The sequence below is a fragment of the Pseudomonas azotoformans genome, from assembly GCF_001579805.1.
Taxonomy (GTDB): domain Bacteria; phylum Pseudomonadota; class Gammaproteobacteria; order Pseudomonadales; family Pseudomonadaceae; genus Aquipseudomonas; species Aquipseudomonas azotoformans_A.
In genome coordinates this window covers 2,141,514-2,161,350 of record NZ_CP014546.1, presented here as the reverse complement: position 1 = coordinate 2,161,350, position 19,837 = coordinate 2,141,514, and the positions used below count along the sequence as shown (strand labels likewise).

Annotated in this window: 14 protein-coding genes and 1 pseudogene; 4 read left to right on the top strand and 11 right to left on the bottom strand. The window is 61.5% G+C overall.

The genetic code is table 11. The annotated features are described in order from the left end of the window. Positions 1-318: 318 nt before the first annotated feature. From AYR47_RS09965 to amaB, 7 genes are all read right to left on the bottom strand, one after another. Positions 319-1,035 carry an ABC transporter ATP-binding protein gene (locus AYR47_RS09965; protein ID WP_033897392.1) on the bottom strand — a complete coding sequence of 239 codons (717 nt, stop codon included), beginning with the start codon at positions 1,033-1,035 and terminating at the stop codon, positions 319-321. Then, positions 1,032-1,907 carry an ABC transporter ATP-binding protein gene (locus AYR47_RS09960; RefSeq protein ID WP_028615532.1) on the bottom strand — a complete coding sequence of 292 codons (876 nt, stop codon included), beginning with the start codon at positions 1,905-1,907 and terminating at the stop codon, positions 1,032-1,034. The genes AYR47_RS09965 and AYR47_RS09960 overlap by 4 nt, the downstream gene beginning before the upstream one ends. Next, entirely contained in the window at positions 1,904-3,181 is a 1,278-nt protein-coding gene (livM, locus tag AYR47_RS09955; protein ID WP_061435098.1) for a high-affinity branched-chain amino acid ABC transporter permease LivM, read from the bottom strand. Before livM ends, AYR47_RS09960 begins: the two co-directional genes overlap by 4 nt. Before the next feature lie 2 nt (positions 3,182-3,183). After that, complete coding sequence (locus AYR47_RS09950; RefSeq protein ID WP_003188099.1) at positions 3,184-4,098, bottom strand: ABC transporter permease subunit; 915 nt, start codon at positions 4,096-4,098, stop codon at positions 3,184-3,186. Between the two features lie 259 nt (positions 4,099-4,357). Then, entirely contained in the window at positions 4,358-5,494 is a 1,137-nt protein-coding gene (locus tag AYR47_RS09945; protein WP_010213577.1) for a branched-chain amino acid ABC transporter substrate-binding protein, read from the bottom strand. 374 nt (positions 5,495-5,868) lie between these two features. Continuing rightward, on the bottom strand, positions 5,869-7,146 hold the full coding sequence (amaA, locus tag AYR47_RS09940) for an L-pipecolate oxidase (RefSeq protein ID WP_061435096.1): 1,278 nt from the start codon (positions 7,144-7,146) through the stop codon (positions 5,869-5,871). Between the two features lie 102 nt (positions 7,147-7,248). Continuing rightward, on the bottom strand, positions 7,249-8,739 hold the full coding sequence (gene amaB, locus AYR47_RS09935; RefSeq protein WP_033897394.1) for an L-piperidine-6-carboxylate dehydrogenase: 1,491 nt from the start codon (positions 8,737-8,739) through the stop codon (positions 7,249-7,251). A gap of 154 nt (positions 8,740-8,893) precedes the next feature. Between amaB and AYR47_RS09930 the strand changes: the two genes are divergently transcribed. The 3 genes from AYR47_RS09930 (at position 8,894) to nadE (ending at position 11,939) form a co-directional block, all read left to right on the top strand. Then, positions 8,894-9,790: a LysR family transcriptional regulator gene (locus tag AYR47_RS09930; RefSeq protein WP_061435094.1), complete on the top strand. Its 897-nt coding sequence runs from the start codon at positions 8,894-8,896 to the stop codon at positions 9,788-9,790. Between the two features lie 103 nt (positions 9,791-9,893). Next, the gene (pncB, locus tag AYR47_RS09925) at positions 9,894-11,108 is read left to right on the top strand and encodes a nicotinate phosphoribosyltransferase (RefSeq protein ID WP_016976927.1); all 1,215 of its coding nucleotides are present in this window, start codon (positions 9,894-9,896) and stop codon (positions 11,106-11,108) included. Between the two features lie 3 nt (positions 11,109-11,111). Next, positions 11,112-11,939 carry an ammonia-dependent NAD(+) synthetase gene (gene nadE / locus AYR47_RS09920; protein ID WP_061435092.1) on the top strand — a complete coding sequence of 276 codons (828 nt, stop codon included), beginning with the start codon at positions 11,112-11,114 and terminating at the stop codon, positions 11,937-11,939. A gap of 58 nt (positions 11,940-11,997) precedes the next feature. Here the strand turns inward: nadE and azu are convergent, their stop codons facing one another. Beyond that, a complete protein-coding gene (gene azu / locus AYR47_RS09915; protein WP_033897397.1) occupies positions 11,998-12,444 on the bottom strand; it encodes an azurin in 447 nt (148 codons plus the stop codon). Positions 12,445-12,776: 332 nt separating this feature from the next. Between azu and AYR47_RS09910 the strand changes: the two genes are divergently transcribed. Next, entirely contained in the window at positions 12,777-12,959 is a 183-nt protein-coding gene (locus AYR47_RS09910) for a hypothetical protein (RefSeq protein ID WP_033897398.1), read from the top strand. Between the two features lie 46 nt (positions 12,960-13,005). Here the strand turns inward: AYR47_RS09910 and AYR47_RS09905 are convergent, their stop codons facing one another. From AYR47_RS09905 to AYR47_RS09895, 3 genes and pseudogenes are all read right to left on the bottom strand, one after another. Then, entirely contained in the window at positions 13,006-13,896 is an 891-nt protein-coding gene (locus AYR47_RS09905; RefSeq protein ID WP_038851235.1) for a transglutaminase family protein, read from the bottom strand. Continuing rightward, positions 13,896-16,383 (bottom strand): annotated as a pseudogene (locus tag AYR47_RS09900) (circularly permuted type 2 ATP-grasp protein). Before AYR47_RS09900 ends, AYR47_RS09905 begins: the two are co-directional and overlap by 1 nt. Before the next feature lie 148 nt (positions 16,384-16,531). Beyond that, positions 16,532-19,822, bottom strand: coding sequence for a transglutaminase family protein (locus tag AYR47_RS09895; protein ID WP_061435090.1), 3,291 nt, complete (start codon positions 19,820-19,822; stop codon positions 16,532-16,534). Positions 19,823-19,837 lie beyond the last annotated feature (15 nt).

Below are 19,837 nucleotides of genomic sequence, written 5' to 3'. Positions count from 1 at the left end.
ATATACCTGTGTCTTTAAACAGGTTGACAAAGGCTTGGAGCGGCGACCAAAAACCGCCTGATCAAAAAACAACCGCCGCGCTACAAGCCTCGGATTCATTGGCTTACAGCCAGCTACTCCCACGTTACCCACAGCCGGTTCCACAGCGGATGGGGACAAGTCAAAACTGTGACAAAACAGGGATTTGCGGCGGCTATATGTCGCGCTTTGGAGGGGGGCTGGATTTGTTTTCCACAATTTCCAGAAAGCTCTGTGGACAGTCTCAACATGAATGTGGGAGCCGAAGCTCCCACAGGTCATACCAAGAATATCTATTCGTTAATGACCGCCGAGGTAGGCGTTGCGCACTTCCTCATTCACCAGCAATTCCTTACCGGTGCCCGTCAGGCGAATCTCGCCGTTGACCATCACATACGCCCGATCCGACAAGCGCAGCGCATGGTTGGCGTTCTGTTCCACCAGAAAGATTGTCATCCCGGTGGAGGCCAGCTCGCGCAACGTCGAGAAGATCTGCTTCACCACAATCGGCGCCAGGCCCAGGCTCGGTTCATCCAGCAGCAACAGCTTGGGCCGACTCATCAGCGCGCGGGCGATGGCGAGCATTTGCTGCTCGCCGCCGGACATGGTCATGGCACGCTGGGTACGTCGCTCCTTGAGCCGTGGGAACAGCTCAAACATGCGCTGCATGTCTTCCTGAGCAAACTTGTCGCCAATGGGGATGGTGCCCATCAGCAGGTTTTCCTCGACGGTCATGTCGGGGAACACCCGCCGCCCTTCCGGCGACTGCGCAATACCGTTGGACGCGATGTAGTGCGACGACTTATGGGTGATGTCGACGCCGTTGTAGAGAATCTGCCCCGATTCGGCCCGTGGCTGGCCGAAAATCGACATCAGCAGCGTGGATTTGCCCGCGCCGTTGGAGCCAATCAGGCTGACAGTTTCGCCTTCATTGATGTGCAGCGAGACTTTTTTCAGGGCCTGGATCGGGCCGTAATACACGTCCAGGTCCTTCATTTCGAGGATAGGCCCGTTCATACAAGCTCCTCTTCGTCAGCGCCCAGGTAGGCGGCAATCACTTTCGGGTCGTTACGGATCGCGTCCGGCCCGCCCTCGGCGATCACGTTGCCGTGGTCCAGCACCACGATGTGGTCGGAAATACTCATCACCATGCCCATGTCGTGTTCGATCAGCACCACCGTCAGGTCGTGTTCGTCGCGCAGCAGGCGAATCATCGCGCTGAGGGCTTCGGTTTCCTGGGGGTTGAGGCCCGCAGCCGGTTCATCCAGGCAGATAATCTGCGGCCGCGTGCACATGGCACGGGCGATCTCCAGGCGGCGCTGCTGGCCGTAGGAGAGTTCGCCGGCCAGGCGGTTGGCGCAGTCGACCAGGTCCACCACTTCGAGCCAGTAGAACGCGTGGTCCAACGCGTCGCTTTCGGCCTTGCGGTAGCCCTTGGTGTTGAGGATGCCCGCGAGCATGTTGCGGTTGACCCACATGTGCTGGGCCACCAGCAGGTTTTCCACCACCGACATTTCCTTGAACAGGCGAATGTTCTGGAACGTCCGCGCCAGGCCGGCGCGGTTCACCAGGTGGGTACCGCCGAACATCTTGTAGTACACCCGGCTGAGGAAGCTTTTGGGCGACACAAAGTCGGTGGGCTGGAAGCGCTCGCCGAGCAACTGGATCACGTCGGTCTGCTTGCCGCGAAGGTTGAGTTGGATCTTGCCGCCGCTGGCTTTGTAGAAGCCGGTGAGGCAGTTGAACACCGTGGTCTTGCCGGCGCCGTTGGGGCCGATCAAGGCGAAGATCGAGTTGCGTTCGACCTTGAGGCTCACATCGCTCAGGGCCTTGATGCCGCCGAAGTGCATCATCAAGTGCTCAACGGAGAGGACGACTTCCTTGCTCATGGCGCCACTCCTTTACGTGGGGTCACACCGGTCCGGCTGATGCGGATCAACCCGCGTGGTCGCCAGATCATCATCACCACCATCAACACGCCGAACAGCAGTACGCGGTATTCAGAGAAGCTGCGCAGCAGTTCAGGCGCGACGGTCAGAACAAACGCCGCAATCACCACGCCCACCGTCGAGCCCATACCACCCAGGACCACGATGGCCAGGATCAGCGCCGACTCGAAGAAGGTGAACGACGACGGATTGACGAAGCCTTGGTAGCTGGCAAAGAACACCCCAGCCAAACCCGCCGTCGATGCACCGATGGTGAACGCCGAAAGTTTGACCAACACATGGTTCAGCCCCATGGAACGGCAGGCGATCTCATCTTCGCGCAAGGCCTCCCAGGCGCGGCCGACCGGCATGCGGGTCAGGCGATGCTTGATGTACAGCACGGCCAGCACCACCAGGAACAGCACGATGTAGATGAACAGGAATTTGATGTTGGGGTTGTAGTCGATGCCGAAGAACTCATGGAAGGGCACCCCGCCATCCTTCGCGCGCTTGCCGAACTCCAGGCCGAGGAAGGTCGGCGATGGCACCGGCATGCCGTTGGGCCCACCGGTAAACGACAGCCAGTTGTTGAGCACCAGGCGGATGATTTCACCAAAGCCCAGGGTCACGATGGCCAAATAGTCACCGTGCATTCGCAGCACCGGGAACCCGAGTATGCACCCCGCCAACGCTGCGGCGATGGCCGCCAGCGGCAGCACCGTCCAGAAACCCAGGCCCAGGTATTGATAACCCAGTGCCAGGCCGTAGGCGCCGATGGCGTAGAACGCCACGTAACCCAGGTCGAGCAGACCTGCCAGGCCGACCACGATGTTGAGGCCCAGGCCGAGCAACACATAGATCAGGCCGAGGATCACCACGGTGAGCAGGTACTTGTTGGTGAAGATCGGGAACACGATGGCGATCACGATCAATGCCGGGATGATCCAGCGCAACCGCGACTTGTAGTCCGGCGCCAGCACGTGCACGCCAGAGCCGGTGCTCTCGAAGCCCTGCAGGATCTTCAGGCCCTTGGGCGTTTGCAGGAACAGGCTCATGGCAAAGCGGCCGACCATCACGATGGCCACCAACAGGGCCACGCGGGCCGGTTCCAGGTTGAAGCTGTAGCCGTCGAGGACCACGCCGACGATCGGACCGAACACGACCAGTGAAATCAGCCCGGCGAGGACTGTATCGACTACACTTTTCTTGATATCGATGGGTTTGGCAGCAGACATGTTTACACCTTCGCCACAAGTGGGCGACCAAGCAGGCCCTGGGGACGGAAAATCAGAATCACCACCAGCAGGGAGAAACTGAACACGTCTTTGTAGTCAGAGTTGATCAACCCCGAGAACAACGACTCGGAGATACCGAGGATGATCCCGCCCAACATCGCCCCAGGCAGGGAGCCGATGCCGCCGAGTACCGCTGCGGTAAACGCCTTGATGCCGATGATGAAGCCGGCATAGAAGTCGAAGGTGCCGTAGTTGAGGGTGATCAACACGCCGGCCAATGCCGCCATGGCGGCGCCGATGACGAACACATAGGAGATCACCCGGTCGGTGTTGATGCCGAGGATCGACGCCATCTTGCGGTCTTGTTGAGTGGCGCGGCACATGCGGCCGAGCTTGGTGTATTTGATGATGTAAGTGAGCAACGCCATGCCGGCAAACGCCGCCACGAGGATGAACACCTTGGTGTACGTCAACTGAACGAAGCCTGTGCCGATATCGACACGCCAGGCCCCGGCCAGCAGGGTGGGAATGCCTTGTTGCTTGGCGCCCTGGGCGATCTGCGCGTAGTTCTGCAGGATCAGCGAGATACCGATGGCGCTGATCAGCGGTGCCAGTCGGGTAGAGTTGCGCAGCGGTTTGTAGGCGACACGCTCGATGACCCAGCCGTATACGCCAGTGACGACAACGGTGAAGATCAAGGTGCCGAGAATGAGCAGCGGGAAGGATTCGATGCCGAAGTAAGCCAGCAGTGCCAGACTGATCGCCGCGAGGTAAGCGGAAATCATATAAACCTCGCCGTGGGCGAAGTTGATCATGCCAATGATGCCATAGACCATTGTGTAGCCGATGGCGATCAGGCCATAGACCGACCCGAGGGTCAGGCCGTTGACCAGTTGCTGCAGGAAAATACCATCCATAACGCAATCTCACGCGGTGAGCACCTGCACACCGGTGGGTGTGCGGCGCTTCTGGAGGAAAACAGAGGTTTACTCCTGTCGGAGCGCGCTAATGTGGCGAGGGAGCTTGCTCCCGCTGGGCTGCGAAGCAGCCCCAAACTGGGCGATCGAGGTACATCAGATGTAGCTCGGTGAACGGTTTGGGAGTGCTACGCACTCCAGCGGGAGCAAGCTCCCTCGCCACAGCAAGCCCGCGCCTACAGAAGATCAGGCGTGGTGCTTACTTCTGTTTTTCCAGCTGGTGGTATTTGCCGTCTTTATCCCACTGGTAAACCACGTAGTCGGAGATCTTCAGGTCACCCTTCGAATCCCAGGCTTTTTCGCCCATGACGGTTTTCACCGGGTGAGCCTTGAGCCATTTGGCGGCGTCTTCGCCTTTGTTGGACTTGGCGCCGTTGAAGCCAGCGGCCAAGGCCTGGACCGACGCGTAGGCGTACAGGGTGTAGCCTTCCGGCTCGGTGCCGTTTTTACGGAACTCTTCCACCACGGCCTTGCTGTCTGGCAGCAGGCGCGGGTCGGCGCCGAAGGTCATGTACACGCCGTCGACGTATTGCGCGCCGCCAGCCGTGGCAACCAGTTCGTCGGTGACCACGCCGTCATCGGACATGAACTTGACGTCTTTCAAGCCAGCTTCACGGATCTGGCGAACCAGTGGACCGGCTTCCGGGTGCAGGCCGCCGAAGTACACGACGTCAGCACCGGTGGAGCGAATCTTGGTGACCAGGGCGCTGAAGTCTTTCTCGCCACGGGTCAGGCCTTCTTCCAGCACCGGCTTGACGCCGCGCTTGGTCAACTGGGCAGCGGTGGCGTCGGCCAGGCCTTTGCCGTAGGTGTCCTTGTCGTTGATGACCGCGACTTTCTTGCCCTTGAGCACGTCGACGATGTAGTCGCCGGCAACGATGCCTTGCTGGTCGTCACGCCCGCACATGCGGAACATGGCGCCCAGGCCGCGTTCGGTCACTTGTGGGTTGGTGGAGCCTGGGGTGATGGCGATGATGCCGGCTTCGTCATACACCTCGGAGGCCGGGATGGTGTTGGAGGAGCAGAAGTGCCCGACCACGCCGATCACTTTGTCCTGGTCGGCCAGGCGGTTGGCCACGGCCACGGCTTGTTTGGGTTCACACGCATCATCGCCGGCTACCAGCACGATTTTCTCGCCGTTGATGCCGCCGGCCTTGTTGATCACATCGGCTGCCGCCTGGGCACCCTTCATGTACTGCTCACCGAAAGCGGCGTTGGCGCCCGTCATGGGCCCCGCGACGCCGATCTTCACATCAGCTTGAACAAACGTAGAAACACCCAGCGCCGCTGCAACGGCGAGGGCCAGAAAACCTTTCTTGTAAAACGTCTGGGACATGAGTGGTGCTCCGATATTTTTGATTTTTGGCACGACAACTTGCATTCAAACCTTTCACTGAAAGCCCAGAGCAAGGCGCGTGCCATTACGTTTTTATTCTTCAAAAAGACACGGTGTCATTGTTATTGCAGGTGTTTCGGCTCCATTCGCCAGGACGTGCAACCCTCTAGCGTCCAGAGGTGCAACCAATGGATCCAAAAAGTACAACCGTGGCAGGTCGTACCTGCAACCAAGCCTATAAACAACAGTTCCTGGCGCTGTAACAAACGGCGTAACGGAACTGCACATTTACAGTGCGTGATTGCTACGACTTGCACCAATACAGATTAGTAGCCTGCTAAGAAAATGCAGGCTTCTGAGCGGTATTTCGCTGATCAGATCACGATCCTCAGGCATTGGCCGGCGTGATACAGAGAGAACCCGGCTTCATACAGGCAGCTGCGCAAGCCCACCCCGGCCAATGACTGCATCGGCGCGAAGGGAATCGGCAGCGCCTGGGGATTCTGGTGACACAAGTAGTCGGCAAATGCCTTGCCGACCACACTGCCGGTGGTCACGCCACGACCGTTATAGCCCGTGACTGCCACAAGGCCGGGCGCCGGTTCGAACAGACGCATCAAGTGGTCTGGGGTGAAGGCGATACAGCCGGTCCAGGTGAACTCCCACTGCACCGATTTGAGGTACGGGAAGTAGTGCTGCTGCACCCGATCGGCCCACGCCTTGAGGAACCACGCGGGCTTCTGGTTGCCGTTGCCCAGGCTGCCGAGCAACAAACGGCCATCGGCGTCGCGACGGATGCTGCTCAGCACCTGGCGCGTATCCCATGAGCCCTGGCCACCGGGCAGGATCTGTTGGGCGGCGTCGCCCGTCAGTGGGGCCGACGCGACCTGGTAGTAATAGCCGGGGAAGAAATTGCGCCGCAACTCGGTCCACTCGCCTTCGGTGTAGGCGTTGGAGGCGATCACCACCTGTGCAGCCTGCACTGACCCTTGTGCGGTCTGCACCGACCAGTGCGAACCCTGGCGCTCAAGCTGAGTGACCGGCGAATGATCGAACAACTGCCCGCCCAGCCCCGCCGCAGCATTGGCCAAGCCACTGGTGTAGGCCATCGGGTTCAAGGTGCCGGCACGGCGGTCCAACAAGGCGGCGGCGATCTTTTTGGTGCCCGTGGCCTGTTCACAAGCCTGGCCGGTAAGCAACTCGACTGGCGCGCCACGGCGCTTCCATTGCGCTTCACGACTGCGCAAATCCGCCTCGCCACGGGCGTTGTGCGCCATGTGCAAGGTGCCTTCACGGCGTAATTGGCAATCGATGTTGTATTTATCGATCAGGCTGAACACCAGGGACGGCGCCGCACCCAACATACGGTTGAGCTGGCTGCCCACTGCTTCGCCGAAACCGGCTTCGATCTCGTCCGGCGGGATCCACATGCCGGCGTTGACCAGCCCCACATTACGCCCGGAACCACCATGGCCGGTGCGATGAGCTTCCAGCACGGCGACGCTTTTACCTTGTTCCAGCAAATGAACGGCCGCCGACAAACCGGTGATCCCGGCGCCGATCACGCACACATCCACCTTGACCTCGCCCTTGAGCGCCGCACGGTCGGGCCGGCTGGGGGTGAGGTGTTCCCATAAACATTTTGTCTGCATATCTGCTCCTGGGAGCAGCGGCAAGTTTCAAGCTACAAGCGGCAAGCTAAAAGCCAGACTGCTTCTAACTTGGAGCTTGCAGCTTGCAACTTGAGGCTGGAATCAATCGAATGTAATGCCTTGTGCCAATGGCAGCTCAAGCGAGTAATTGACGGTATTGGTCTGGCGACGCATATACCCGCGCCACGCATCCGAACCCGACTCACGCCCGCCGCCGGTCTCTTTCTCGCCACCAAACGCTCCGCCGATTTCCGCGCCGCTCGGGCCGATGTTGACGTTGGCAATGCCACAGTCGCTGCCCACCGCCGACATGAACTGCTCGGCTTCACGCACGTCGGTGGTGAAGATGCACGACGACAGGCCTTGAGGCACGGCGTTGTTCAGGCGCAGGGCTTCGTTGAAGTCGTTGTAGCCGATTACATAGAGGATCGGGGCGAAAGTCTCGGTGCACACCACGTCACTTTGCTCGGGCATTTCCACAATGGCCGGCGAGACGTAGTAGGCATTCGGAAACGTGTCTTCCAGTTGGCGCTTGCCGCCGAACACCTTGCCGCCTTCACTCAAGGCTTGTTCCAGGGCGTCCTGCATGTTGTCGAAGCCGTGCTTGTCGATCAGCGGGCCGATCAGGTTGCCTTCCAGCGGGTGGCCGATGCGTACTTTGGAATAGGCGGCCTTGAGGCGGGTGACGATTTCTGCCTTCACCGACTCATGGGCGATCAGCCGGCGCAGAGTGGTGCAGCGCTGGCCAGCGGTGCCGACGGCGCTGAACAGGATGGCGCGCACGGCCATGTCCAGGTCGGCGCTTGGGCCGAGGATCATCGCGTTGTTGCCGCCCAGCTCCAGGATACTGCGGGCAAAACGGGCGGCGACTTTCGGCGCCACTTCACGGCCCATGCGGGTGCTGCCGGTGGCGCTGATCAGCGCGACGCGCGGGTCGTCCACCAGTGCAGCACCGGCGTCGCGGCCGCCGATGATCACTTGGCTCAGGTATTGCGGGGCGCCATCGAATTTTTTCAGCACGCGCTCGAACAATGCCTGGCAGGCCAGCGCAGTGAGCGGGGTTTTTTCCGAGGGCTTCCAGATCACGGCGTTACCGCACACCAGCGCCAGGGTGGTGTTCCACGCCCACACGGCGACCGGGAAGTTGAACGCGCTGATCACACCAACCACGCCCAGCGGATGCCAGGTTTCACGCATGTGGTGGCCTGGGCGTTCGGAGGCGATGGTCAAGCCGTACAACTGGCGCGACAGGCCAACGGCGAAGTCGCAGATGTCGATCATTTCCTGCACTTCGCCCAGGCCTTCCTGGGTGATCTTGCCGGCTTCCCAGGACACCAGCTCGCCCAGGTCGGCCTTGTATTCGCGCAACACGTCACCGAACTGGCGCACCAGTTCGCCACGGCGCGGTGCCGGCACTTTGCGCCAGGCTTCGAATGCATGCTCGGCGCGACTGACCTGTTGCTCCACCTCGGCGGCACCTTCCCAGTGCACACTGCCGATACGGCTGCCATCGATCGGCGAATGCACGGGCTGCTTGCCCGACTGGTACAGCGCCGGGTTTACCCCGAGACGATCAAGCAATGCGGCAACCATGGGTCACTCCTTCAATCTACAAACAGAAAAATTGCGCCGCTGGCGACACGGCGATCCAGGCCTTATTTGTAGCTGGCCCAAGACTTGCCAACAAACGACGATTAGGCGAGATATCATTCCGTTTATTCATGCAAAGCATAAAAAGAGGCACGCCGTGCTGAACAAAAGACATTTGCCCTCGATCACCGCCTTGCAGTGCTTCGAAGCCTCCACCCGTCATCTGAGCTTCACCCGCGCCGCCGAGGAACTGAACCTCACGCAGAGCGCGGTGAGCAAGCAGGTGGCGCAGCTGGAAGAGTTGCTGCAGCACCTGCTGTTCCGCCGCGTGCGCCGGCGCTTGCAGATGACTCCGGCCGGGGATTTGTATCTAGTGGAAGTGAGAAAAATCCTCACGCAGGTGGAGATGTCCACCCACTACCTGCGCTCCTACGGCGGCGAAACCGAAGTGCTGCGCGTCTCCACGCCCTACACCTTCGGCGCGCGCTGGCTGGTGCCGCGCCTCAAGGGCTGGCGGCTGCGTCACCCGCAGATCCACCTGGACCTGTGCAATGAACAGGAACCGGATGAGCTGCTGCAAGGCAAGGCCGACATGGCGTTCTACTTCGGTCAGGGCTCACGCCCCGGCACCGAGAGCCTGAAGTTGTTCAGCGAAGAGCTTGTACCGGTGTGCGCACCCGAGAGTTTGCCCGCGCAGCCCTTCACCGACCCCACGCAACTGAGCAACCTGGTGCTGCTGCAAAACGCCTCACGCCCCCAGGGCTGGCATGACTGGTTCGCCAGCCAGGGCTACCAGACCGAGCACAGCTATCATGGGCCGCGGTTCGACACCTTTTATATGTGCATTCGTGCAGCCCAAGTCGGCTGTGGTGTGGCGCTGCTACCGCGATTCCTGGTGGAAGAGGAACTGGCCGACGGCAAGCTGGTGATCCCCTGGCAGCATGCAATGCCGAGCCAGGATGCCTATTACCTGGCCTACCCCGAGCATTCGGCGGAGGTGCCCAAGGTGCGCGATTTTGTGAAGTGGATGATGGAGCAGGTGGATGCCGACTGAAAAAACACTGGCAAACCGACCCACGTCTATGCGCCACTAGCCCCCTTCCTTAATTGTGCGTAAAGGTCGGCGCCCATCGCCGACCCGTCTGGAGATTCCCGTTATGAGCGAGAGTGTGTTTGCCGATCGCATCGTGCAGAACTTGCTCGACACCGACTTCTACAAGCTGACCATGATGCAGGCGGTGCTGCACAACTACCCCAACGTGGAAGTTGAATGGGAGTTCCGTTGCCGTAACAGCGAAGACCTGCGCCCGTACCTGGCGGAGATCCGCTACCAGATCGAACGCCTCGCCGAGCTGAGCCTGAGCCCCGACCAGTTGGGTTTCCTGGAACGCATCAGCTTTATGAAGCCGGACTTTTTGCGCTTTCTCGGGCTGTTCCGCTTCAACCTGCGCTATGTGCAGACCGGTATCGAGAACGGCGAATTATTCATCCGCCTGCGCGGGCCGTGGCTGCATGTGATCCTGTTTGAAGTGCCGATGCTGGCCATCGTCAGCGAAGTGCGTAACCGCTACCGCTACCAGACCGTGATCCTCGAGCAGGCCCGCGAGCAGCTGTACCGCAAGTTCGACTGGCTGACCGCCAATGCCAGCAGCGATGAACTGTCGGAGCTGCAAGTGGCCGACTTTGGCACGCGTCGGCGCTTCTCGTACCGGGTGCAGGAAGAAGTGGTCAGCGTGCTCAAGCACGACTTCCCCGGCCGTTTTGTCGGCACTAGCAACGTGCACCTGGCCCGCGAGTTGGACATGAAACCGCTGGGCACCATGGCCCACGAATGGATCATGGCCCACCAGCAACTCGGCCCGCGCCTGATCGACAGCCAAATCGCCGCGCTCGACTGCTGGGTTCGCGAATACCGTGGCCTGCTGGGCATCGCCCTGACCGACTGCATCACCACCGACGCATTCCTGGGCGACTTCGACCTGTACTTCGCCAAGCTGTTCGACGGCCTGCGCCATGACTCCGGCGATCCCGTGCAATGGGCAGAAAAAGCCATCGCCCACTACCACAAACTCGGCATCGAGCCGATGAGCAAGACGTTGGTGTTCTCCGACAGCCTGTCACTGCCCAAGGCCCTGGAGATTTTCCGTGCGCTGCGCGGTCGCATTAATGTGAGCTTTGGCATCGGCACCAACCTGACCTGCGACATTCCAGGTGTGGAACCGATGAGCATCGTGCTTAAAATGACCGCCTGCAATGGCCAGCCCGTCGCGAAGATCTCCGATGAAGCGGGCAAGACCCACTGCACCGACCCGAATTTCGTCGCCTATTTGCGTCATGTTTTCAAAGTACCTGCCATCTCTAGCAAGGAGTGAATCATGCAAGCCGTACAGCGTGAGATTGCTGAACAGCTCAAGGTCCAAGCGCCGTTCCACGACCAGGCCGCCCTTGAGGCCGAGGTTGCCCGCCGCGTGACCTTTATCCAGGACTGCCTGCGCAATTCCGGGCTCAAGACGCTGGTGCTGGGCATCAGCGGTGGCGTCGACTCCCTGACCGCAGGCCTGCTGGCCCAACGCGCGGTGAAAGCGCTGCGCGAGAACAGCGGTGATGAGGCTTACCGCTTTATTGCGGTGCGACTGCCTTACGAAACCCAGTTCGACGAAATCGATGCCACCGCCTCGGTAGATTTTATCGAGCCGGACGAGCGCCACACCGTGAACATCGGACCGGCCGTCAAAGCCCTGGCCAATGAAGTGGCGGCGTTTGAAGGCAAGGCCGCGGTGTCCCGCGATTTCGTGCTGGGCAACACCAAGGCGCGCATGCGCATGGTGGCGCAGTACACCATCGCCGGCGCAGCCGGTGGCCTGGTGATCGGCACCGACCATGCGGCGGAAGCGGTGATGGGCTTTTTCACCAAGTTCGGTGACGGCGCGTGCGACCTGGCGCCGTTGAGCGGGCTGGTGAAAAACCAGGTGCGTGCGATTGCGCGGCACTTTGGTGCGCCGGAGTCATTGGTGGAGAAGGTGCCGACGGCGGACCTGGAAGACCTGTCGCCGGGCAAGCCGGACGAAGCGTCACACGGCGTGACCTATGCCGAGATCGATGCCTTCCTGCACGGCGAGCCGGTGCGTGAAGAGGCGTTCAGGATCATCTGCGACACGTATCGCAAGACCGAGCACAAGCGGGTCATGCCGTTTGCGCCTTGATATGAGCGAGCACAAAAAAAGCGCCTGAACAGGCGCTTTTTTTTCGACAAGAGTCGGCTTACTTCAGGGTCACAGTGCCTTTCATCATCGAGATGTGGCCTGGGAACGAGCAGAAGAATGCGTAGTCAGTCCCAGCGGCCAGCTTCGACACGTCGAAGGTCACCGAGTCTTTCTCGCCGGCACCGATGATCTTGGTGTGGGCGATGATGCGGTCGTCACCCGGCTTCAGGTAGTCCTTGTCGATGCCGGCGGCCATGCCGTCGGTAGCAACCGGCTGCATGTTGGCGGCGCTGGTCAGCACCCAGTTGTGACCCATGACGTTTTTCGGCAGGTTGCCGGAGTGGGTCAGCTCGACGGTGAACGTCTTGCAGCTTTTGTCGATTTCAATGGCTTTGGTGTTGAAGGACATTTGGTCGGTGGAGTCGACAGTGACCTTGCACTCTGCAGCAAGCAACTGGCCGCTCGCCAGAGTCAGCAGGGAAACAGCAACGAGTTTGGCAAACATGTGAATCTCCAAGGCAGGGTTTAAAAAACGCGTATTGCGACAAGGGTGCCTGAACCAGGCAGGAATTCTTATGATCTGAATCAACAGATTGTATACAACTTTAGGCTATCAGACTTATCAACACAATCTACCAGCCAAAGTACAACCCCCTGGCTATGATCGGCTCATCACCCATCGGAGTCCGCGCCATGCACCTCAACCAACTGTTCAACGGCCTGCTGGCCGCCTACGCCTGCGGTAAGTGAAGGCCAAGCGCCCCCTGAAGCTGCTACCATGTCGTCCCAAGGCAGCTGCGCGCCGCCACCCTCACCTTCGACCCTAGAGGATCGCCCATGGCCAAACCTAATTACTCCTTCGCCAAACGTCAGAGAGACTTGGCCAAGGAGCAGAAGAAAGAGGAAAAACTGCAACGCAAGAAAGCCGCTGCAGATGAAGAGGCCAATGGGCTGAACGCCGATGTTGATGGTGAAGAAACGAGCGACGAGACCGAAACACCAAAAGATCCGGCTGAATAAATTCCTTTGTGCTGAGCCGGCCTGCCCGGCTCGGCACAATCAACTGTTATTCCAGCGGCATCACCGTCACCCGCACCTCCGGGTCATGGCTCCCTCCCCCCAGAATCACCCCTCGCAACGGCGACACATCGGAAAAATCCCGGCCCCAGGCCAGGGTGATGTGTTCCAGTGCCGGCTGCACATTGTTCGTCGGATCGAAATCCACCCAGCCCGAAACCGGGCAATACACCGAGACCCACGCGTGGGACGCATCGGCGCCGATCAGCCGTGGCTGGCCTGGCGGCGGCTGGGTGAGCAGGTAACCGCTGATATAACGCGCCGCCAGGCCCCGCGAGCGCAGGCAGGCGAGCATCAGGTGGGCGAAGTCCTGGCACACGCCGCGACGGCGCTCCAGCACCTCCACCAGCGGCGTGGCGACCTGGGTGGCCTCGGCATCGAAGGTGAACTCGCTGAAGATCTTTTCCATCAACGCCTGCACGCCCAGCAGCAAGGGTTTGCCAGGAGGAAAACAGCTTTCGGAGAATTCGACGAAGGTTTTCTTCAAGTGCACGTAGGGCGATTCGAAACGGTAGCGGCAGGCTTCGATCAGCGCATCGGACATCGGCTGGCTGCTGTAGGTCAGGCTGTCGCGGGTCTGGTCCCAGGCCGGCGACAGCTGGAAGTCCAGCGCAGGCCGCGCCAGTACTTCCACGGTCAGCCCGGCATTCACCAGCAATTCATCATGGGGCCGCTCGAATGCCAGGCGCGTGATCGGGTTGCCAAACACGTCCAGCTCATCGCGGCGCGAGGTCGGTTCCGGGCTGATATCCAGTTGCTGCAAGCTGCAACGCTGCCAGGCGCACGGCCGTGGCCACAGGTGCGCCAACTGCTGGGCCAGGGACACCGGGCTGTCGTAGTGGTAATGGGTATCGTGGAAAATCTGGTAGCGCGCACTCATCACACCGACACCGTTTGCTGGCTGACATCATCCACATGGGCAAAGTGACGCAAGGCCAGGCGATCCGACACTTGCCCACTCTCATCGGCCACCGCTTGCAGCAGGTCGGCCAGGCCGTCCAGCGCGGCACGCACGCTGGATTCGCCGAACAACGGGTTCTCAAGGCAACCCAGGTCGAATCGCGCCAGGCGTTCCACCAAGGGGCCCAGGCCGGTTTCCCGAGGCACACCAAAGTCATCATTGAGACGTCGCAGCGTGCGGCTCACCAGCTTGAGCTGGAACAACACTGCGTGCGGGTTCTGCTCATCGAGCAGCAGCAAATCGAGCACCGGGATCAACTGCGGCACCGCCAGGTAACGCGAACGGTAGGTGATGCTGCTGTTGCCCAGTTCCAGCAACCACTCCAACCCGGCCTGATCGAACACTGCCACACCGCGCAGGAAGGCCGCCAAGCTGCTGCTCAGGAATTGCAGACGCTCGATGCGTCGGCCCATCATCAGGAAACGCCAGCCTTCATCGCGGGTCATATCATCCAGGGCAAACCCGGACAGCGCCGCCAGGGACATCACCAGGCGGTTGAGGAAGTCCAGCAACTCGCCAAAATCCGGCGATTCGCTTTCCAGCTCCATGGCTTCGCGCTGCAGCTCCACCAGGGCCTGCCAGTTTTCCCGGGACAACTTGCCGCGCACTTGCGACGCCGCCCACTGCAAGCGTTGCAGGTTGGCGCGAAGGCTCGATGGCCAGTCATCTCCGAGCAGGGCCGCCAGCAGGCGTTCGGGCAATTCGCCCTCCTCCGGCAGCAGGCGCAGGTTTTCGCCCAGCTCGACGGCAGCCTGCAAAGCCAACGGATCGTCGCCGTCCACATAACGCGCCAGCACGATACGCAGCCAACGCGCGCTGTCGTCGCAGCGTTCGCAGTAACGGCCGAACCAGAACAGATTTTCCACCACGCGGGACGGTAGATAGGGATCGCGGCGCACCAGGTCATGGGTGCCAATCGCACGCTGTGCACGCCAGTGTTCGCCACCGGCGGCGCGTTCGCCAAGCACCCAGGTGTCCTTGCTCGCACCGCCGCGTTGCATCGACACCACTTCGGCGTCGGCCTCTGCGGCCACCCGCGTCAGGCCGCCGGGCAGTACACGGTAACCGTCGTCGCTGGCCACGGCGTATACGCGCATGCCGATGGCGCGGTGTTGCAGGTGGTCATCCACGGTGTGCCACACCGGCGCCTGGGACAATTGAGCCAGCTCCTGGGCGACGTAGGCGTAGGGCCGCGCGCGCATGCGCTCAGCCAGGGCCTGGCGTTGTTCGTCGTTGAGGTCGCGGCCGAATACCGGCGCAAAACTCTGCGACGGAAACGCCGGTTTGATCAGCAACTCCGGCAGTTTCTCCAGCGCTTCGGCCAGCACCGGCGCCTCACCGCACCACCAGGTGGCAATGGACGGCAGAATCAGTTTTTCACCAAACAGGAATTCGTTGATCTTCGGCAGAAAGCCCAGCAAACCCGGAGATTCCAGCACGCCGCTGCCCAGGGCATTGGCCACCAGCACGTTGCCTTGGCGCACGGCATCCAGCAAACCCGGCACGCCGAGGGCCGAGTCGGTGCGCAGCTCCAGCGGGTCGCAGAAGTCATCGTCGAGTCGACGCATGATCGCGTGTACCCGGCGTAGGGCCGCTGAGGGTTTTCAGGAATACGGTGCTGTCGCGCACGGTGAGGTCACCGCCTTCCACCAGTGGGTAGCCGAGCTGGCGGGCGAGGTAAAGATGCTCGAAGTAACTTTCGTTGAACCGGCCGGGCGTCAGCAGCACGATCAGCGGCGGCTGGTCATCACCGGGCGCCTGGCGGGCCAGGGTTTCCTGCAAGGTGCGGAAGAAACCGGTGAGGTGCTGCACCTGCAAGTCACGGTAAAGATCCGGGAAGGCGCGGGACACGATGGTGCGGTTTTCCAGCGCATAGCCGGCACCGGATGGGGCCTGGGTACGGTCGGCGGTGACCCACCAGCGGCCATCCGGCGTGCGCGCCAGGTCCACGGCGTACAGGTGCAGGAACGCACCGTCCGGCGGCTGGATGCCCTGGCACGGCCACAGGAAATTGTTATGCCCGAACACCAGCTCCGCCGGCAGCAAACCCTCCTTGATCAGACGCTGCGGGCCGTACAGATCCGCCAGCACCGCATTGAGCAGGCGCGCACGCTGGGCGATACCTGCCGACAGGTGCTGCCACTCATCAGCCGCCAGCACATGGGGCAGCAAATCCAGCTCCCACGGGCGGTCGGCGCCCTTGGGGTCGGCGTAGACGTTATAGGTCACGCCGTTTTCCTGGATCTGCCGGGTCAGCAATGCCTGGCGCTGGGCCAGTTGCGCCGGTGTGCTGCGTTGCAGGTGGTCCAGCAGGCGTCGCCAATGGGCACGCACTGCGCCGCTGTCATCCAGCAGTTCGTGATAGGTGCCCGCGGTCAGCGGGTAACGGTCGAGCAAGTCGGACATGGAACGCTCGGCAGAGGCAAGGGGGCTCAGATTAACTCAACAAACACTGCAAATCCCCTGTAGGCCCCGGCTTTTGTGGTGAGCGGGCTTGCCCCGCGCGAGGCAAGCTCGCTCACCACAAAAGCTCGCGCCCACAGAGGGATCGCGTTCAGTCATTTTTATGGGGGAAGCGGCGCAGATCCAGGGTCATCGGTAGTTCATCGTTCACGACCACGCTCGGCACGTAGAGCTTCCCTGGGCTATGCCCCAACCGGAAAAACCGCGCCATGCGCCGGCTCTCTGCCTCGTTGGCATTCACCGGCAAGCTGTCGTAATTGCGCCCGCCCGGATGGGCGACATGGTATTGGCATCCACCCAGCGAACGCTGCATCCAGGTGTCCAGCAGGTCGAACACCAGCGGCGCATGCACCGGGATGGTCGGTTGCAGACAGTTGGCCGGTTGCCAGGCGCGATAACGCACGCCAGCGACGAACTCACCGACTCGCCCAGTGGCTTGCAGCGGCACCGGGATGCCGTTGCAGGTCAGCAGGTAGCGCTGCGGAGGAAGCCCGGTCAACTTGACTTGCAGGCGCTCAAGGGACGAATCCACATAACGCACGGTGCCGCCCACAGCGCCCTCCTCGCCCAGTACATGCCAGGGCTCCAGGGCCTGGCGCAGCTCCAGTTCGATCCCGCTGACGGCGTAGTCACCCACTTTGGGGAAACGGAATTCCAGGTGCGCGGCAAACCACTCGGCGCGCAGCGGGTAGCCAGCGGCGTTGAGTTCGACGATCACATCGGCAAAATCTTGCTCGATGAAATGCGGCAACAGGAAACGATCGTGCAACTCCGTGCCCCACCGCGCCAGCTTCGGCGGCGCGTAGGGTTCGTGCCAGAAACGCGCGACCAAGGCGCGCAGCAACAACTGCTGGGTCAGGCTCATGCGGGCGTGGGGCGGCATTTCAAATGCGCGCAGCTCCAACAGGCCGAGGCGGCCGGTGGCGCCGTCCGGCGAGTAGAGTTTGTCGATGCAGAATTCGGCGCGGTGGGTGTTGCCCGTCACGTCGATCAGCAGGTTGCGCAGCAGGCGGTCCACCAACCAGGGCGGGCATTCTTCGCCGGGCTCTGGCATTTGTGCGAAGGCGACTTCCAGCTCGTACAACGCGTCGTTGCGCGCCTCGTCCACCCTTGGAGCCTGGGAAGTCGGGCCGATGAACAGGCCGGAAAACAGGTAGGAAAGCGAGGGGTGGTTGTGCCAGTAGCTGATCAGACTGCGCAGCAGATCGGGTCGGCGCAGGAACGGTGAGTCCTTGGGCGTCGCGCCGCCCAACACGAAGTGGTTACCGCCGCCGGTGCCGGTGTGGCGCCCGTCGATCATGAATTTCTCGGTGGTCAAGCGCGTTTGCCGCGCCTCTTCGTAGAGGAATTCGGTGCGTTCCACCAACTCGTCCCAGGTGGCGGATGGCTGCACGTTGACCTCGATCACACCCGGGTCCGGCGTCACGCGGAAGTTGCTCAGGCGTGTATCGGAGGGTGGTTCATAGCCTTCCAGCAATACCGGGCAATGCAGCTCTTCAGCGGTGGATTCAATGGCGGCCACCAGCTCCAGATAGTCTTCAACACGCTCCAGGGGCGGCATGAACAGATAGAGGCGCCCTTCCCGCGCTTCGGCGCACAGGGCGGTGCGGGTCAGCCAGTCGGCGGACTCGTCCACCTGTGGCACGCGTTCATCGCTCGGCGCGGGCTCATCGTGGCTTTGCAGCTGCGCGGTGGACGGCAGCTCCGGCTGATCCTGGTTCGGGTCAGTCGGGTGCACAAACGGGTACTCCGCCGCCGTCACCCACGGCTGCGAGGCCAATGGCAGGCGATAGCCCAACGGCGAATCCCCCGGCACCAGGCGGCAGTGGTTGTCACGCAGGTACCAGCGCCCGCTTTGCCAACGGTCATTGGCCGCCGTGCGCGCCAACGGCAGCACTTGGCCGATGACTTTATCCAGACCCTGGCTGAACACCTTGCGCAGGCGTTCGCGCTCCAAGTCGTCGCTCAGGCGCGGGTCCTGGGCGGTGACGTTTTGCGGCAGCGCACCTTCGCGCCACAGGTAGTAAAAATTGTCTTCGAAGGCCGGGAAAACGAAGCGCGCCGGCAACTTGAGGCGCTCTGCGACGCTGGCCAGGAAACGCCCGGCCAGTGCGCCATCCGCGCCGTAGTCCTCTTGCTCATCGGCAATCAACGCGCTGTTGTGCCAGATCGGCACACCGTCGCGGCGCCAGTAGCAATTGAGCGACCAACGCGGCAATTGCTCACCGGGGTACCACTTGCCTTGGCCGAAGTGCACCAAACCCTTCGGGGCGTAGTGCTTGCGCATTCGCTGGAACAGCTCGGCGGACAGTCGGCGCTTGTCCGGGCCGAGCGCGGCGGTGTTCCATTCGGCGCCGTCGGGATCGTCGATGGAGACGAAGGTGGGTTCGCCGCCCATGGTCAGACGTACGTCGTCCTTGAGCAGGTCGCCATCAATCTGACGCCCCAAGGCCTGGATCGCCAGCCATTGCTCTTCGGTGTAGGGCTTGGTGACGCGCGGCGCCTCCCAGATCCGCTCAACCGACATTTCGTGGGTGAATTCACACTCGCAAGGCTCCACCAGCCCACTGATCGGTGCGGCGGAGGATGGATCGGGACTACACGCCAACGGAATATGGCCTTCACCGGCGAACAACCCGGAGGTAGCGTCCAGGCCGATCCAGCCGGCGCCGGGCAAATACACTTCGCACCAGGCGTGCAGGTCGGTGAAATCCACTTCCGTGCCGGAGGGGCCATCGAGGGCTTTGACGTCAGCAGTGAGTTGGATCAGGTAGCCGGACACAAACCGCGCCGCCAACCCCAGGTTACGCAGGATCTGCACCAGCAACCAAGCCGAGTCGCGGCATGAACCGGAGGCGTTTTTCAGGGTGTATTCCGGGGTTTGTACACCCGGTTCCATGCGGATCAGGTAGCCGATATCAGCCGCCAGGCGCTGGTTGAGGCCCACCAAAAAGTCCACGGCCGGCAGCGGCGTGCGGTCGATACCCGCCAGGTACGCGGCGAACTTCGGCGTCAATGGCAAGGTTTCCAGGTACGGCGCCAGCTCACGCTGCTCGTCGGCGGCGTAGCTGAAGGGGATTTTCTCGGCGTAGGGTTCGAGGAAAAAGTCGAAGGGGTTGAATACGGCCATCTCAGCGACCAGGTCGACTTCGATGCGCAGCTCGTCAGTCTTTTCCGGGAACACCAACCGCGCCAGGTAATTGCCCTGGGGGTCCTGCTGCCAGTTGATGAAATGCTGCTCGGGCAGCACTTTCAGCGCGTAGGACAGAATCCGCGTGCGGCTATGGGCCGCCGGGCGCAAGCGCACGATCTGTGGGCCGAGTTCGACAGCGCGGTCATAGCGGTAATGCGTAACGTGGTGCAACGCGACATGAATCGACACGGCGGCCTCCTGCGA

Excerpts from the sequence above, each read along its gene's own strand:
- AYR47_RS09965 (WP_033897392.1), bottom strand. The coding sequence starts at position 1,035 with ATGAACGGGCCTATCCTCGAAATGAAGGACCTGGACGTGTATTACGGC.
- AYR47_RS09960 (WP_028615532.1), bottom strand. The coding sequence starts at position 1,907 with ATGAGCAAGGAAGTCGTCCTCTCCGTTGAGCACTTGATGATGCACTTC.
- livM (WP_061435098.1), bottom strand. The coding sequence starts at position 3,181 with ATGTCTGCTGCCAAACCCATCGATATCAAGAAAAGTGTAGTCGATACA.
- AYR47_RS09950 (WP_003188099.1), bottom strand. The coding sequence starts at position 4,098 with ATGGATGGTATTTTCCTGCAGCAACTGGTCAACGGCCTGACCCTCGGG.
- AYR47_RS09945 (WP_010213577.1), bottom strand. The coding sequence starts at position 5,494 with ATGTCCCAGACGTTTTACAAGAAAGGTTTTCTGGCCCTCGCCGTTGCA.
- amaA (WP_061435096.1), bottom strand. The coding sequence starts at position 7,146 with ATGCAGACAAAATGTTTATGGGAACACCTCACCCCCAGCCGGCCCGAC.
- amaB (WP_033897394.1), bottom strand. The coding sequence starts at position 8,739 with ATGGTTGCCGCATTGCTTGATCGTCTCGGGGTAAACCCGGCGCTGTAC.
- pncB (WP_016976927.1), top strand. The coding sequence starts at position 9,894 with ATGAGCGAGAGTGTGTTTGCCGATCGCATCGTGCAGAACTTGCTCGAC.
- nadE (WP_061435092.1), top strand. The coding sequence starts at position 11,112 with ATGCAAGCCGTACAGCGTGAGATTGCTGAACAGCTCAAGGTCCAAGCG.
- azu (WP_033897397.1), bottom strand. The coding sequence starts at position 12,444 with ATGTTTGCCAAACTCGTTGCTGTTTCCCTGCTGACTCTGGCGAGCGGC.
- AYR47_RS09910 (WP_033897398.1), top strand. The coding sequence starts at position 12,777 with ATGGCCAAACCTAATTACTCCTTCGCCAAACGTCAGAGAGACTTGGCC.
- AYR47_RS09905 (WP_038851235.1), bottom strand. The coding sequence starts at position 13,896 with ATGAGTGCGCGCTACCAGATTTTCCACGATACCCATTACCACTACGAC.